Genomic DNA, 17489 nt, shown 5'->3' on the forward strand with positions numbered 1-17489 from the left:
TGCCGCACCCGCATATGTAAAGAGCCTCTCATGCTGCATGAGAGGCTCTTTATTAGTCAGAATTTAATCCGTGAGAGGACGATTAGTCCTCGAACGGATCAAAGTCGCGACGCACGCGGCGGCGCGGGCGCTCGGTACGCTCTTCGCGGCCAGCGCGGTACTCGTCGTAGTTTTCGTCAGCGGCGTAGCGCGGGTTGCGGTCGTCGCGGCGAGAGGAGCGACGCGGACGATCATCGCGACGATCATCACGGTCATCGCGATCATCGTAGTCGCGGTCAGCGGAACGACGAGCACGACGCGGACGATCATCATAATCGCGGTCATCGCGGCGGTCGTCACGGCGATCATCACGATCGTCATAGTCACGGTCAGCGGAACGACGAGCACGACGCGGACGATCATCATAATCGTCATCGTCACGGCGAGAGGAACGACGCGGGCGATCATCGTAGTCGCGATCGCTACGGCGATCATCACGATCATCGCGATCGGAACGACGGCCACCGCGACCGCCACGGCCACCACGACGATCATCACGATCGCCACGGTCAGCGCGGTCACCGCCACGCTCGCCACGGTCACCACCGCGACCGCCACGGCCAGCGCCGGAATCCTGGTCTTCGAAGCCCGGAATGGCGAGGCTGATCTTGCCGCGATCGTCAACACCCTGTACAACGACCTCGACAGTGTCGCCTTCCTTGAGCACGTCTTCAACAGCGTCGATGCGCTCACCGTTGGCGAGGTTGCGGATCTGCGAAATGTGCAGCAGACCGTCGGTGCCCGGGGTCAGGTTTACGAATGCGCCAAAGCTCGTGGTCTTCACAACCTTGCCGCTGTAGGTTTCGCCAGCTTCCGGCACGTGCGGATTGGCGATAGAGTCGATGATCTGCTTTGCCTTTTCAGCAGCTTCGCCGCCTTCGGAGGAGATGAACACGGTACCGTCATCTTCGATGGCGATTTCAGCACCGGTGTCTTCCTGGATCTGGTTGATCATCTTGCCCTTCGGGCCAATGACTTCGCCGATCTTCTCTACCGGAATGGTGGTGGTGATGATGCGCGGAGCATATTCGCTCATCTCAGCCGGACCGTCGATGCACTCGTTGATGACTTCGAGGATCGTAGTGCGAGCCTCGTGTGCCTGCTGCAGTGCGGCGGCGAGAATGTCGGCCGGAATACCGTCGAGCTTGGTATCGAGCTGCAGGGCGGTGATGAACTCGGAGGTACCAGCGACCTTGAAGTCCATGTCGCCGAACGCGTCTTCAGCGCCCAAAATATCAGTCAGCGTCTTGTAGATGTGCTTGCCGTCCACATCGCCGGACACAAGGCCCATAGCGATACCAGCAACCGGAGCCTTCAGCGGCACGCCAGCGGCGAGCAGCGACAAGGTCGAAGCACACACGGAACCCATCGAGGTGGAACCGTTGGAACCGATGGCTTCGGAGACCTGACGAATCGCGTATGGGAACTCTTCGCGGCTCGGCAGCACCGGCACGAGAGCCTTCTCTGCGAGGGCACCATGGCCGATTTCGCGGCGCTTCGGGGAGCCGACGCGGCCGGTCTCACCAGTGGAGTACGGCGGCATCTCGTAGTTGTGCATGTAACGCTTGGACTGCGGGCCGCTCAGCGCGTCGATCTGCTGTTCCATCTTGAGCATGTTCAGCGTGGTAACGCCCAGGATCTGGGTTTCGCCGCGCTGGAAGAGGGCGGAACCGTGCACGCGCGGCACGATGTCTACTTCAGCAGACAGGGTACGAATGTCGCGCAGACCACGGCCGTCAATGCGGTAGTCTTCGGTGAGGATGCGGCGGCGCACAATCTGACGCTGCAGTTCCTTGAACGCGTTGCCGAGTTCCTTATCCTTCTCAGCGTCGTCCATGTCGGTGAACTCGTTGGCGAGTACTTCGCGCACGTGTTCCTTGATTTCGTGAATGCGATCCTGGCGCGGCAGCTTTTCTGCGATGGACAGTGCACCGTTGAGGTCTTCGTGAGCGATCTCGTCGATACGCTTGTACAGTTCGTCGGTGTACTCCGGGAAGAGCTGGAATTCCTTGGTTTCCTTGGCAGCGATCTTCTTGAGTTCGTTCTGTGCTTCGCAGATCGTCTTGATGAACGGCTTAGCAGCTTCGAGGCCCTGAGCAACAACGGTCTCGTCCGGCTTGGTCTGGCCCTCGTCATAGATGAGGTGCCAAGCGTTCTTGCCAGCGCCAGCTTCGATCATAGCGATGGCGACATCACCGTTTTCGATGACGCGGCCAGCCACCACGATTTCGAACACAGCGCGTTCACGCTCGCTCCAACGCGGGAAGGCGACCCACTGGCCGTCGATGAGGGCCAGGCGCACACCGGAGACCGGGCCACCGAACGGCAGGCCGGAGATCAGCGTAGAAGCGGAGGCTGCGTTCAGTGCGATGACATCGTATGCGTCGTCCGGGTTGATGGAGAGCACGGTTTCCACAACCTGCACTTCGTTGCGCAGCGTGTGCGGGAACAGCGGGCGCAGCGGGCGGTCGATGATACGGCATGCCAGAATGGCTTCGGAGCTCGGGCGGCCTTCACGGCGGAAGAACGAGCCCGGGATCTTACCGGCAGCGTACATTTTTTCTTCCACGTCAACGGTCAGCGGGAAGAAGTCGTAGTTTTCCTTCGGGCTGGAGCCGGCGGTGGTGGTGGACAAGATCATTGAATCGTCGTCAAGGTAGGCGGCGACAGCACCGTCTGCCTGCTGTGCGAGGCGGCCCGTTTCGAAGCGCAGCGTGCGCTTACCAAACGAACCATTGTCGATTACGGCCTCTGTGGCCTTGATTTCGGGACCCTCCATAGGGTTCCTCCTTTTTGTTTTATTTCCTGCTATCTATCTGTACCTAATGAGCTGCATGCATCTCGTGGGCGGCTGAAATCCTCCTCAGCCAGCCCGTTTCGAGCGGCCTTTCACCTTGGGCCGCGCTCCTCGTTCCAGATTCTTCACTTCATTTTTGTCAGATCGCGATCCTTACGCGATCAGCATTCCATCCGCGAATGCGCAATACCATCCATCTGCGGCCGGCTCTCCCGGCCTCGTCCGTCTGATCAGACGCCGATATATATGCAAAACGCCCGAGCAATAGTTGCCCGGGCGGAAAGCTCGATTATCGACGCAGACCGAGGCGTTCGATCAGGGAGCGGTAGCGGTTGATGTCCACGCGCTTGAGGTAGTCAAGCATACGACGACGGTCACCGACCATCAGCAGCAGACCACGACGGGAGTGGTGATCGTGCTTGTGCTCCTTGAGGTGCTCGGTCAGGTCAGCGATGCGCTTGGTGAGCAGAGCGACCTGGACCTCGGGGGAACCCGTGTCGCCTTCGTGCGTCGCGTACTTGGTGATGATTTCCTGCTTTTCTTCAGCCGTAAGTGCCACGGCATCCTCCTTGCTATTGCTGCGCGGTGCACACGGCACTATACCGGTGCGCTCTCTATCCGCGGGCGAAACACGCCAAGGGGATACTATACGCGGCCTGCTGGACTATCCACCCGGTATACCCATCCGCACGCGTACGCTTGCGCGCGATGGTATGCCGCGTGACTTGATAGTTAGACTGCGGTGAGCAGCCCGCCGAACATGACGATAAGCAGTGCGATGAGTTCGATGGCGAAAAACAGGATGAATGATGCCCAGCTGCGCGTTAGTACGTTCAGTGGTGAATTCTTTTTGATAACAACCAGTAATCCAACGAAAACAACTGCGTACACGGCTACAGCGAATCCGGCGGCGATAATACCGAGGTTGGCTGCATTGGCAAGCATTGCTGAGTCGCCGAAGACGACGTATGTGGAATACCAGAAGTCGAGTTTGAGCAAGCATAGTCCGGCGATGAATTGTTCTGCAGCAAGGCCGATGAGAAAGATAATGCGCCACAGCCAGCTTTTTGATTCGACTACAGCAAGCCCGAGGCCAGTGAACATGGCGAGGGTGACTGTCCACGAGATGAAGACGACACCGCGCGGGGTGAACATGTTGAGTTGGCTGATGAGCCATGCGGTGTGCTGTACGGCGAGCGAACGCCCGAACCAGTAGGGTGCAATGATTGCGATGAGCAGCGCGGTTACGTAGATAATCCACGGTACTGGTTTGGAACTTTTGCGTTCGATATCAGCGAGCGATAGATCAGTTTCTGGAATGGAGGGATCGGGGTGTTTGGATACGTCGACAATTTCTGGATGTCCGTTGACGATTTCCGTGGCTTCATTATTCGTGGTTTCGTCCGCCATGCCCCTGCCTCGCGATACCGATACCGTCAGACCATTAGACGTTAATGGAGCGGATGACGGGAATCGAACCCGCGTAATCAGTTTGGAAGACTGAGGCTCTACCATTGAGCTACATCCGCGAAGGTGTCGCTTTTGGCGACTTGAGCCATTATACACAGGCGCTGGTTTTTGGCAACTCATTGTTCCATTTGGGGTGATATTGCATACGGTATTTGACCGTCCGGTTGTCCGACGCTCCCCCACCCGGCTACGCCGGGAGCCCCCTCAGCCGAGGGGGCCAAGGCTACCGCACCCATCATGAGACCTTGCGAAATATATGAAAACGGCAGCGAATGGGAGAGTATTCGCTGCCGTTCGTGTTTCTTTATCTACTTATCTGTTTGTTGATTCACCTCTTCACTTTGTGGTGGTGTTTTTAGACCACAGGGCGTAGAGCGTGCCATCGCGGTCGATCGGGATCAGGCTCTTGCCGTTGGCGTCGAATCCGAAGGCGCTGCCACCCTTAAAGGTGTTGCCGTCGTAACCCGCAAGGGCATCGTTCCGCACGGTCGTCCAGCCTTGGAAGGTGTAGCCCTCACGCGTCGGCTTGGTCTTCGGCTTGGTCAGGTAGTCGCCGTCGGATACGGTCTGCGTGGCGAACACGTGGCCTTCCTCGCCGTCGTTGTAGTTGAAGTAGATCGTCCACTTCCGGCCCTTGATCCACTTCGCGTACAGCGTGGTGTCGTCCGTCACCGCGGTCGGCGTGGCATCGCCAGTCGCACCATCGGACGAGCCGCTCAGGCCGAACACGAACGGCACCGTCAGATCCTTGTCCGTGTACCAGCCTTCGAACTCGTAACCGTCACGCTTCGGCTCAGGCGTAGGAGCCTTGGCGTATCCGCCATCGTCCACGGTCTGCGAAGCCACGGAACCATCAGCACCGTCGGCCGGCGCGCCCTCGTAGTTGAGGTCGAACGAAACCGTCCAGACCTTCACCCACTGCGCGTACAGCTCGAGATCGTCGTTCACGACGGTCTTGTCGAAGTCGACCAGTTCGCCCGAGCCGTCCGCAGACATGCTCCAGCCCTTCAGACGATACCCGTCGCGCGTCATCTCAGGCGAGGACATGGTCGTGCCGCCCGGCACGTACGCGGTGGTGTCGCCGGTACCGGTGCCATCGTTGCGATGCAACGTCACCAAGTGCATGGTCGTGCCGGACTTCGTCCACTTCGCGTACAGCGTCAGATCGCTCTTCACCGGGGTGTCGAACACGTACGGGGTGTTGCCGTCCTCGCCGTCCGTCACCCAGCTCACGAAGTCGTAACCATCACGCGTCGGCTTGGCCGGCTCGGTCACCGTCTTGCCGTACGCCACGGTCTGCGGATCCACCGCCGAACCGCCGCCGGTCACGAACGTCACCGTGTGCGTGATCTGCTTCCACACCGCGTACAGCGTGAGGTCGGCAGTGTCATCATCCACGGACGTGCCATCCTTACCCAGCGTGAAGTTCGGTTCAGCGGCGCCTTCGACCACCGTGCTCCAGCCGAGCAGCTCATAGCCTTCGCGATGACCAGCCGGGTTCTGGTTGTCGGCAATATTCGACACCGTGCCGCCAGGCTCCACGGTCTGCGAGCTGATGTTCCAGTCAAAGCCGGTGTTGAACCGCACGATCTTGCCTTGCTTGTACTTGGCCCACAGCTTGAGTCGACCGGTCACCGGCGTCTTGCCGATCTCGAAGTCGTTCTGGCCGTCCTCGTCGGTCGTCCAACCGGTGAGGATGTAGCCTTCGCGCTTCGGCACCTGGTTCTCGGCGATCGACTGCACCACGCCGCCGACCACTACGGACTGCGCACTGACGTTCCAGTTGAACCGCGTCTCGAACGTCACGCCGACCACGGCCGGACGGTGCGTGTAGATCGTCGGATCGCCGCTGACCAACCAGATTTCGGCAGTGCCTTCGTCCGTCTGACCGGCCTTGACCTGAATCGCGGACTCCGGAATCAGACGATCGTTGCCGTCCGGATCCTTGGCCGTCCACGAGTCGCCGCCCTGCCTGAGCACGAACTCGGGCGTACGGTTGCCCTTGGTCGGCTGGTCGAGCGTGTAGCGGGCGATCATGCCGTAGTCGTCGTGGTCGGTGAACGCCACCGGAGAGCCGGACTGCTCACCGGACCACGTCCACAGATCCCAGCCGTTCCACGTGTCGGAGTCGAGGTTGTATTCCTGATAGTTGCCGTCGGCGCGCATGTAGTGCACGATCACGTTGAGCTTCTTCGGGTTCTTGATGTCGTTCGGCGTCGGCACTTCGGCCGGGTGACGCGATTCCTCGGACGAGTCGTACGACTCGTTGGTGGAGCCGTCGGCCCATGCCTCGATCGAGCCGCGCACCTTGGCGGTCACATTGCCTTCCGTCTTGTCGATGACGGACGCAGTGTAGTCGCCGGTGCCGTTCACCGCCGCCGCGTCAGTGGACTTCGAGCCGACGATGCGGTAGCTCAGCGTGGTGAAGTCGCCGGAGATGGCCGCGGTCATGCGCTTGCCGTACGAGTCGCCGGTCGCATCGAACTTGTAGTACTTCTTCTTCAGCGTCTTGCCGAACACGTCCGTGCCCCACACGACCACGCCGGTCGCGGCCTGCTGTTCGGAGTTCTCGCCCGACGCCTTGAAGTGCACGGTGAACGACGTCTTGGACGAGGCCACGCACACAAACGGCACGCCGATCGTCTTGCCGTGGTTCTCGACCGCGGTGATGGCGGTGCCGACCGCGTTCTCGTACGGCTTGTTGCCGCCCTCGGTGGAATACCCGTTACGGTAATCCCATTCCGCGGTGTCGCTGCCGTTCGGGTCGTTGGTGAAGCGATACCTGAGCCGCTTCGACGTGACGTCCTTGATGGTGATCTCGTACCAGCCTTCGGCGGCCGCGCACGAGCCGTCCTCGCCGTCGACCTTGGCCACCGGCGTCAGCTTGACCGGAGTGCCGTTGAGCAGGTTGCTGCCGGACGCGTACTGGATGTACACATCGTCACCCCAGTCGGGCTTCGGCTTGTAGTAGATCGTGGTCGAGCCGTCGCCGATGCGGTCGGTGTTGACCTGATCGTCGAAGCCGGAGTCAGCAGTCTGATAGCCGCTACCCCACGTGTCAGGCGTCTTGTTGGCAACGATCGCGACGGCGGAGCGCTTGCCCATCGTCACAGTGAACTTGCCGTCCTTCACTACGACTTGGTTGCAGGTAGTGCCAGACGAGTACACGTCGCAATATGTGCCGTTCGGCAGATTCGTCGTGTACGTTTCGTCGTGCTCTTGCAGCGTGTTGTTGATCGCCATGAAGCCGACGTCCTGGCCGTCAGCGGTCTGGCGAGCAAAGCCGATGTTGTTAGCGCCGTTGTCTTGCCAACGGCCGACCGTAGTGCCAGCGACCGCGTTGTGGAAGCCGATCATGCCGCGCACGGAGGCCCAACGCTGCTGGCACAGCCATTGGCCCTGCTCGTGCGTGCCGCTCGTCTTGCACACCGTGTCGAAGTCAACATCCGGCGTACTGGTATCAGTAGTGCCGTCCGGGCCGGCGTCGGAGTTGGACGACGAGAAGTAGTAGTCGGACATAACCTTCGGCTTGCCGTAATCGTAGGCGAGCATAAACGCGTTGGCGAGCTCGTACTTCGAGCCAGAATTGACAGTCAGCGTTTCGGAGCCGCGCGCAGTATCCCAGTTGGATACGAACACGGTGGCTTTGTCGCCCGGCAGCAGGCCGTTGGAGATGTTCTTCAGATTGCTGATATTGCCGTTGAAATACTGGCGCAACTGGTACGAGTAGGAGAACTCGGTGACATCGCCGTTGACTGTGTAGTTCTTCGGCGCGAGTTCTGCAGCCTCACCCTGATGGTAGATGACCTCCTGCTGGAACGGGATGTCAGCTGCGGACTTGCCGATCTTCTCCGCGAGCTTGGCCTTAATGGCTTTCAGATCGTCAGTGCTGATGTGCTTCGCAGAGTCGATACGGAAGCCGCGCACGCCGAGCTTCCACAGTTTAGCGAGGTATTCGGCCTGAATGTTCTGCACGCGGCTGGAACCAGTGTTGATATCCCACATCGTTGATAGGCGGCATTCCTGCACTTCGGTCGCGTTCGTGTAGTCCGCGATGTTGGTGCGGCAGGAGTGGAAATCACCAGAGGCGAGACCATACTGGTGGTTGTTGCCGCTTTCCTCATACTGGTAGATGCCGATGCCCGGGTAGCGGCCGTAGGTGCCGTTGTAGGCAGTGCCGGCGACACCGTACTGGTTATCAACCCAGGAGACGTCGTGGCCGGACGTGTGGTTGAGGACCACGTCGGCGATGATCTGCACGCCGGCGTCGTTGCACGTCTGGATCATGTTCTTCAGCTCGTCTTCAGTGCCGAAGCGCGAGTTGAGCGAATAGCTGATCGGCTGGTAGACGGTCCACCACTGGGCGCCCTGTATGGATTCCTCCGGCGGGGAGATTTGCACGTAGCCGACACCTTCAGGGCCGTAGGTGGCCTTGCATTCCTTGGCGATCGTGTTCCACGACTGCTGGAATGCGATGACGGTGACGTCCTTCGTACCGCTCTGCGCAGCTTGCGTGGCGTATTCGCTCGCGTCGGTCTTGTCAGCGAGCGCGGTGTGTGTTGTGGCAACGGTTGCACCGAACATCATTGCCATACCAAGCAATAAAGCAAGTAGCTTTGACGCTCCCCCAGTCAGCCTACGGCTGACAGCCGTCCTGCAATCACGGAGCCTACGGCCGTTACTGCTGGCGCGACTGTCGTCGCACCCTCGCCTAAAAACGCCAGCGGCGTTTTCTTTACGGCTCGGCCTAGCCGAGGGGGCCGAGGCTCCGCCAGTTTCAACGCCCCTTGCCAAAGGAGCTTGAGGAGTAGTCAGAAGGTGAGACATGTGCGTGTCCTTCATCATCGGGCGCCTTCCTTCTTGGAGCGCTTGGAGCTGCTGACGTACTTGTTGGCGAAGTAAGCGCCGCTGAGCATGATCAGCGCGAAGCCGGTCAGCAGTATGCGAGCGGTGCCTTCACCGCCGGTGTCGGGCAGGATTGGGATGACCGTGTTGGTGATCGTGTAGCCGGTGGTTTGGTTGCCGGTGATGATCGGCGACTCATAGCCGTCCAGTGCCGTCACAACTGGGCACGAATGCTGATCACCTGTTTCAGTGCAGTTCACTTCGCGCACTTCGTATGACTTGTCCTTGCTGAGTTCCTTGAACGTGTACGACCAGTTGTTGCTCTCGTTGAGCTCGACCGGTTTACCGACCTCGGTCAAGCCATCCAGACTCTGTATCGAACCACTGTTCGTAGCCGCGGTCTTGACTGCGGGCATTACACCAGTCGCCTGCGTGAACGAGGAAGTTTCCTTGCCGGTCGTCTTCTCGTACAGCTGTACCCAGATCGACTTCGGGCGCTTCTTATAGGCGTCGTTATAGTCATTCCACGCCTTGCGCACGGTCAGATCGGTAACATTCCGCTCATTGAGGTTGGTTAGCGTGAACTGGTAGGCGTCGACGTCGGCAGTGGCCCGCGCCGCACCGGATTGGGTTGTAGCATCGCCACTGCCAGTCTGGTCGCCGGGCTTCGGGTACACCGTGTTGTCGATAAGCGACGCCGTGTAGTTATCCACGGCTTCCTCGGTCACGCTGTATCGCAGCAGCTTGCCGTTGCGATACTTCGGCAGATCCTTGAACGTGTAGGTCCAAGTCTCGTCGGCTGCCTTCGTAGAATCGGCGTCAGAACCGGTGGCATTGCCCGTGGAACCAGTTGAGCCGGTACCATTGGCTTCCGCAGCGGCGTTATCAGCAGCGGCGTTATCGTCGCTAGCCGTACCGGATTCCGTGGAATCAGTGCCGGTATCCGTACTGCCGGTGTTGCTGTCGGCGGTAGTACCGCTGTTCGCGGAGCTGGAGTCCTTCTTATTCGGCTCGGCGCTCAGCACCGCGCAGCTCTTGCCAACAACCTTGACGTCATCAGTGTCCTTGCAGTTGTACGCCTGCGGCTCCGGCCAACCGTTGCCCGCGTCCCACAGACTGGTGAGCAGCCAGATGGTGACGTTCTTCGGCCGGTGGCCGTTGAAGTTCTGCGCGTCGTCCCAGACCTTGTCGACGGTCAGCGACACCTTTTCCGGCGTGTGCTTGTTGGTGATCGCGAACTGTTCGTTCGGGTGATCGGCGTCGGCCGGCGTCGGCGTGAACGTAACGTTGCACTGGGTATCGGTCGGGTTCTCCACCGAGCACACACCCGCATCGTCGAAGCCGTTGTAGTAGGCCACCGGCGTCTCCTTGACGGAGTACGTGTAGTCCTTGCCGTACGCGTTCTTCTTCGGCAGGTTCTCGAGCGTCCACTTCCACTCGCCGTTGCTGTTCGGCTTGAGCGTGGTGACGATCATCGTTTCGGAGTAGTCCTCCCACGTGCCGTCACCCTTCGGATGCTCGCTCGTACCGGTTACGGTCACCTGAATCGCCTCGGGTCGCTTGCCGTCCTGGTTGTTGGCGTCGTTCCACGTCTTGGTCAGGTCGATGTTGCGCGAATCGGGCTGGTGAATGTTGTAGATCACGACGTCGTAACCGTTGGCGGTTGCCGACTTGACGATAGACGCGTGGTACTCGTCTTTCTTGTCGCCTTCCGTCTTCTCGCCCACGGTGTACGTGATCTCGTTACCCTCGCTGTCCTTGGCGTCCAGACCGGTCCAGTCGTGAGTCCAACTGTTATCCTTGTTCAGCTCAACATGGTAGGCCTCACCTTCCATCTCCTTGCCGTTCGCGTACAGCACAGCGGTCACCTTCACGTCCTTACGGAAACCATCGGAATCGCCGTTGTCCTCCCAACGCTTGGTGACGGACACGGCCGTGTACGACTTGACCGCATCCTCCACGCGAATCAGGTTGCTGCCGCTGACCACCTCGTCGACCACGACCTTGCCGTCCTCCACGGTGAACGTGATCGGCTTGGCGGCCACATCGTAGCCTTCTGGAGCCGCAGTCTCAGTGAGCGTGTACGTGCCGTTGGGCAGCTGGAATGTCTTCGGGCCATTCACGGAGGACGTCCACGTGAGCGTCTTGCCGTCCGTCGAAACCGTCACGCCGGCCGGCACGTTGAAGCCCTTGCTGTCGAACGGTGCTTCGTCACCCTCGAATGTGGTGCCGGTCAGCTTGAAATCCGCGCCAGCGAGTTCGGCCACACCGGCTACAGTGGTCTTAGAGACGGTCACGTTGGTGGTGTTGAGCTCGTCGGTCATGGTGACGGTGTTGCCTGCGGCAGTATCGCCGTCGATCGTCACCGTGCCGTCGAGGTTCACAGTGAACGCGATGTCGCGTGCCGGCTGGTAGCCGGACGGCGCTTTGGACTCGTGCAGGTTGTATGTGCCGGGCACGAGTTTGATTTCGTACGGCTCATCGGTGGACTCCCATTGAATCGGATTGATGGTCTCGCCTGCCAGCGTGGTGCCGGTGACGGTGAGCGTCGCGCCGGCGATCTCGCCCACGCCCTTGGTCAGGCTCACCTTGGAGATCTTGACGTCGACCGGCTTGTAGATATCGGTCATAACGATCAGATTGCCGTCCACGGTCTTGTTGTTGATCGTGACGGACAGCGAGTTGTCGCTGTTGCGCACGACCTTGAAGCTAATCGGATCGGCCACGTAGTAGCCGTTCGGCGCCTTCAGCTCGGTGAGCGTGTAGGAGCCGGGCTTGAGTTCGACTTCATACGACTTGCCGGCCTCGCTGATCCACGTTTCAGTGACCTTCTTGCCGCTCTCGTCTTCCGTACCGTCGATCTCCATCTTCGCGCCGGCGATTTCCGCACCGCCGAGGTCGCGCTTGGAAACGCGGATCTTCGTATCGGTCGGATAGTGCGTGTTGGTGATGGTGATGCCATCCTTGGCACTACCGCTGGTCGATGCCGTGTAGCCGCCCGGAACCTTCGTTTCCTGCACGGTGTAGGTGATCAGAGCACCGTTCTCGTACTTCGGCAGATTGTCGAACGTGCCCTTCCAGTTGCCATCAGTGTCCGGCGTGATCGCCAGCTTCTTGCCGGGCACCGCGACGCCGTTGGCGTACAGCTGCACCTCGATTTTCTGCGGACGTAGATTGTCCTGATTGTTCGCGTCATTCCACTTCTTGGTGACGGGCACGGAGACGGTTTCCGGCGTGTACTTGTTGGTGAACGTAGTGGTCGACACCTTGTCCGATTCGGTTGCGATGGTGGGGTCGGAGGTCTTATAGCCGTCCTTATTCGCGTTCACCTCAATGACCTGGTACCTGACTTCCTTACCACCCTCACGCACCGGCAGGTCAGTCCATTCGACCACGGCCTGCGCCTCCGACGCACTCTCGTTGATCACTTGCTCCTGACCAACATTGGTCCACTCGCCACCGTCCACAGACTTCTGCAGCTGGAACCGAGCCGGCTGACGCTTGCCATCCTGATTATTGCCGTCGTCCCACTTCTTGCGAGCGCGAATTGACGTGACGTTCGAGCGGTCAGTAACGGTCAGATGCTTGCCATCATCTGACGAGACCGTCTTGCCATTGATAATGACCGCGCCGGAGTTTGTCACGGTGACGGCGATCGGGTCGGCCGCTTGATAATCATCCGGGGCCTTGGTTTCGGTAAGCGTGTACGAACCAGGAGTAAGGTTCGTGAATTCGATCGCCGTGTTGTTTTCGGTTGTGTACTCCTGCTTGAACGAGCTGTCGCCGTTCTTGGTCAGCGTGAATGTGGCGCCGTTCAGCCAGTGGCCCTGCTCGTCCTTCTTGTCGAGCTTGAACGAGCCCTTCTTGGCGCTCTCGTTACTCACCGACCACAGGTAGTTCTGCAGGGTTACGTTGTCGGCCGTCGCGATAGTCAGCGGCTTACCGTTCACGGTCTTGCCCTGATAGAACGAGGCCTCGTGACCGCTGGGCGGCTGACCGCCTGGGAATACAACGTACAGCGTAGCGGGGTTGGCTTTATCGTACTGATAGCCGTCAGGCCCCTCCGTTTCAGTCACACGGTAAATCGTGTCTGCATTCAAGCCGGTGGCGGTCGACGTGTAGCCGGACGTGCCGGACTGCAAAGTCGCGCCTACGGTTTCATCCTTGGTTGAATCCGACTCCCAGTTACTCGCGTTCTCGTCCATGTCCACAGTGAGCTTCTCAACCTTGAACTTCGCACCATTCAACGGCTTAGTAGCGTCGCCATCGGCGTACTTGTAGATCTGCAATGAGTACAATTTGGAGGTGATACCACCCTGTGCCTCTTGGACCTTACCGCTCTGCGTGGTGGTAGATGAGCCACTGTTATCCTCGTAGCCCTTCAGCACGATCGTGTTGTTGCCAAGCTGGCCAAAGTCCTGCCCCGGCTTGAGCTGCACGGCGGCTTTGTACGCGATCGTGATTGCACGCGAGTCAGGAATCGTAAACGTGATCACTCGGTTGCCCGGATCGTACGCATACGTAGCACCGGCGACTTCGGCCTTGGTGTTCGTATCAGTAATAACCACACTATCCATACGCAGGGCGAGCGCTGGTCCAAGCTTATCTTCAAGCGTCAGCGGCTTGCCCTTATTCAGCGTCGTGCCACCCGGGTTCACGGTCACCGTGTAGTTGATATACGGCGCGGTGTTCTTGTCGTAGACGCCCTTCTTGGCGACTAGGTTGCCCGGCTTAGTCCAGATCAGCTTACTATCTGGCAGTTGCGCTTCGCCGTCAATGTGAATAATGGCATTGTTCGTGTATGGATGACCGTTGGAATCCTTCAGCGCCGCGTTGAAGTCCGTGTACGTAGTGTCGTACTGAATGATCAGCGTACCGCTCTGCGCTCTCTTGAACGCCGGACTGTCCTTGGCGATGACGAACGTCAACGTGTGATCACCGTTATCGGTGACGGTCACACCACTGTATGTCTTGCCATTGGAGTCTTTGGCCACCATCGAACCAGGGATGTACTTGTGATCGCCGGTCTGCTGACCATTGACAGTCGTCGATCCATCGGACAGCGTATCGGTGATCACTATGGACTGCGCATCCTCAGGAATGTCGTGCACCTTGAGCTGCCAGCGCATGATATTACGACTCAACGGCGTGCCATTGCCGTCATCGTTGTATGACGCGCCCGCAGACTTGTCCATATTGTCAACCACTGGCTTGTAGCTGGCCGTGTCCTCTTTCTTGATAAAGCGGACGGTGTTGTAGAACCGGGTGCCGGTAGGGGTGCCTGCGAGCACGGAGGACGTGTACGAGATGTACAGCTTGGTGTCCTTGGGAATGGTCTCGTTGAACTTGATCGTAAACGACTTGCGATCAGCAGCAACGGTCTTAGTGACACTGCCGGTGTACTCGATCTTGTTCTTGAAGTCAGTGTAGATCTTGATCTTGCTTGCGTCCGGGTCAAGCACCTGCCAGTTGGGCTTGACGTATCCGTCCTTGTGATCTTTACCGTCGTCGTCAACCGTATCGGTGAGCACCTTGCCAGCAGGAAGCTCATCCTTGGCCTTGAACGTGGTGAGCCACTCGAGCGTCTTGGTGTCGGTTGCGTCACCGTTGTACTTCTTGTCCAAGTCCACAGCGTCTTTACCGATAGTGACCGTGCCGTCACCGTTTTGTTCGCCGCTACCATCGCCAGGCGTCACAGTTACGTCGTTCTTATAGGTGAGCTTGTCGCCACTGCCGGTCTCGGGCAGTTTCGTAACTTCAGTAGAATACGTGATCACGTACTGGCGATGTGGCTTGCCGTTGTTGTCCGGCAGTTTTGCAGTACCGTTTTCCAAATCGCTCCAGTTGAGGGTGGTCTCATGGTACTGCCAGTTCACGTCGGTGTATCCGACCTTCACGGTGCCGGTCGGAGCCTTGAGGTTGGCGCCAAGCGCGTCCTTGATCGTCGTCGCATTAGGCATGACGTCGGATTCCGGATCGGCGTTCACGGTGATCGTCCAGTTGATCACCGTGTGCTCCTTGCCGTTGTCGTCCTTGGAAGTGACGGCTTGACCGCCCTTGTTCACGGACCAGCTACTATCCAACCAGATGCTTTGCTCAGTGGTCTTCCTGTTCGTGGAATCGTCGCTGTAGTACTTGACCTTGTTGTTGACAAGCTCCCACTTCTTGTTCTTGACGGCGTCGATGACTTTCTGACGATCGATCTTCACGCTGTAACGCGCGTAGAGCACCTGGCCGTCGGTCATCTGGTCGATGTTGGCGGTAAAGCCCTTGAGATCGGCGTTGTCTGTATGTTCCCACTTGCCGTTGTATACCTGTGTGCAGTTTGCGTCCGTATACAGCTTGAGCGAGTCCTTCTGCAGCGTGAGCAGGTCGCCCATCGTATCTTCGAGCTTGACGTTCTTGTTCGAGCCGGTTGAGTGCACTTCGACAACGAAGTCGAACACGCTGGGGTCGTCGGTGGAGATGGCGCCGTTCTTCTGCGCCCACAGGCTGTGCTTTTCGTTGACGTCGACCTCGAGTTGGCCGATGCCGGGGAATTCGAAGCTGGCTTTGCCGCCGTTGTTGTCACCGGTTGATTCCTCGTTGATTGTGCCGTTGACAGTGACGTAGATCTTTTTGTTGGAGCCGGTATCATCTCGATCAAACGTAGCTACGATACGACTACCGTTAACAGTGAACGTACCGCGCTCTCTACCGTCATCACCGTAGATGGTGTAAGTCTCGCCGGACTTGAACGTAATACCTTTCGGCAGATCGTAGGTGAACTGGTCACCCTGCTGAATGTCGGTATCGTTTGGCATTGTCCAGTACAGCTTCAGCTTGACTTCGTCGCCGTAGCTGACCTTCATGCCTGTGGTGAATGGCTTGCCGTTGATAGTAATAGAGGTGTCGCCCTTCAGTACCGGCGCCTGAGCACTGCCGATCTCATATTGCGTTGCTGCGTTTGCAGTTGCAGCGACTAGATTGCCACACAGAATCATGGCAATAGCAATGACAATTGATGCTAACGTTGTCAGCAATTTACGGCTCGCTAAAACTTTGCTGCAGCGCATTCTTCCATCTCCTCACGGCATAACACGGCCATAGACCGCCTCTACGCAGTCTAACTTAAGCCAGTATATGCGCATACCGGGGGTATCTATCACGGTTTAACCATAAACTCAAGATGCAACACGCCAAAAATTTCAATAGATACTTCGAGTATGAAAACGTACGCATTTTTCATGAAAATGCGTACGTTTTCTGAATCAAAAACCATACTTTGTTGCGGTGCAATCGAGTCATTTTCATCTCAACCGCCCAACCCCACGCCCAATATTCGTGTATCCATCGGGTCTTCGTGTACTTATCGGCTCTTCGTGTACCTATCGAGTCTTCGTGTACTTATCAGCTCTTCGTGTACCTATCGGGTCTATTTATTTACTAGTGTGCATTTCCGGCTCATTTGCATACCCCCTTAGGGTTTTACGTAATCCGTTTATGCACACTTCTAGGGTAATGCTCCGTTTATGCACACCTTTGTGATGTGGAGCGTGACTGGGTGCGTGTTGGTGCGTTGGGTTGGCGTGCCTCTTGTGGTTGGTTTGTTGCTGGTGTGCATTTTCGGTTTATTGAGATGCCCTTTTAGGGTTTTACGTAATCCGTTTATGCACACTATCGAGGTGACGAACCGCCTATACACACTTGTAATGGCTTGTTTCGAATAAGACCCACGTTCTGTCTATTAACCCGTTTCGTGTTTGGGCTATGCGTTGTGAGTTGTCGGTGTGCCTCTTTTTGGTTGGTTTGTTGCTTAGTGTGCATTTCCGGCTCATTCGTATACCCCCTTAGGGTTTTGTGTGATCCGTTTATGCACACTTCTAGGGTAATGCTCCGTTTATGCACACCTTTGTGATGTGGAGCATGGGGTGTGTGGGGATTGTGTTGTGGGTTTTGTGGATATAAAAATCGAGGTCTTTCGGGAGCAGAGCTCAACCGAAAGACCTCGTTGATGTTTAAATGCGGCGGTGTGCTACTCTCCCACACTCTATCGGGTGCAGTACCATCGCCGTGCCAGGCCTTAGCTTCCGGGTTCGGAATGGGACCGGGCGTTTCACCTGGGCCATGACCGCCGCAAATCTTCAACTGATCAGTCAACCAACGTTGTTGGTTGCTGGCTTGTAGTGGTTTGGGAACCGGATAGGGGACGCGAGATCATTCTTGTGAATCGTAGTGTTCATTCTTGTCAGCAGAAGAGTAGTCATGCTTGAGTGAACCCTCTAATGAGGGTTTATATGATTGCTGTTTGACTATTAGTACCGGTCAGCTCCACCCCTTACAGGGCTTCCACGTCCGG

The 17489-nt window shown here is 57.9% G+C and carries 5 protein-coding genes, 1 tRNA gene and 1 rRNA gene; all 7 read right to left on the reverse strand.

Annotation, left to right across the window (positions count from 1 at the left end; all coding sequences use genetic code 11):
• Positions 1-82: 82 nt before the first annotated feature.
• The 7 genes from D2E25_RS07695 to rrf all read right to left on the reverse strand — a co-directional run bounded on the left by D2E25_RS07695 (position 83) and on the right by rrf (position 17269).
• Positions 83-2818: a polyribonucleotide nucleotidyltransferase gene (locus D2E25_RS07695; RefSeq protein WP_125981480.1), complete on the reverse strand. Its 2736-nt coding sequence runs from the start codon at positions 2816-2818 to the stop codon at positions 83-85.
• Between the two features lie 307 nt (positions 2819-3125).
• Positions 3126-3395, reverse strand: coding sequence for a 30S ribosomal protein S15 (rpsO, locus tag D2E25_RS07700; protein ID WP_125981483.1), 270 nt, complete (start codon positions 3393-3395; stop codon positions 3126-3128).
• A gap of 173 nt (positions 3396-3568) precedes the next feature.
• The gene (locus tag D2E25_RS07705; RefSeq protein WP_125981485.1) at positions 3569-4246 is read right to left on the reverse strand and encodes a hypothetical protein; all 678 of its coding nucleotides are present in this window, start codon (positions 4244-4246) and stop codon (positions 3569-3571) included.
• A 45-nt stretch (positions 4247-4291) separates the two neighbouring features.
• Positions 4292-4365: transfer RNA gene (locus D2E25_RS07710), tRNA-Gly, on the reverse strand.
• A gap of 277 nt (positions 4366-4642) precedes the next feature.
• Positions 4643-8899 carry an InlB B-repeat-containing protein gene (locus D2E25_RS07715; protein WP_125981487.1) on the reverse strand — a complete coding sequence of 1419 codons (4257 nt, stop codon included), beginning with the start codon at positions 8897-8899 and terminating at the stop codon, positions 4643-4645.
• Positions 8900-9147: 248 nt separating this feature from the next.
• A complete protein-coding gene (locus D2E25_RS10800; RefSeq protein WP_164514767.1) occupies positions 9148-16173 on the reverse strand; it encodes a Cna B-type domain-containing protein in 7026 nt (2341 codons plus the stop codon).
• Between the two features lie 979 nt (positions 16174-17152).
• Positions 17153-17269, reverse strand: a 5S ribosomal RNA gene (rrf, locus tag D2E25_RS07725).
• Between the last annotated feature and the right edge of the window lie 220 nt (positions 17270-17489).

This window comes from Bifidobacterium goeldii, from assembly GCF_003951095.1.
In the GTDB taxonomy this organism is placed as follows: Bacteria; Actinomycetota; Actinomycetes; order Actinomycetales; family Bifidobacteriaceae; genus Bifidobacterium; species Bifidobacterium goeldii.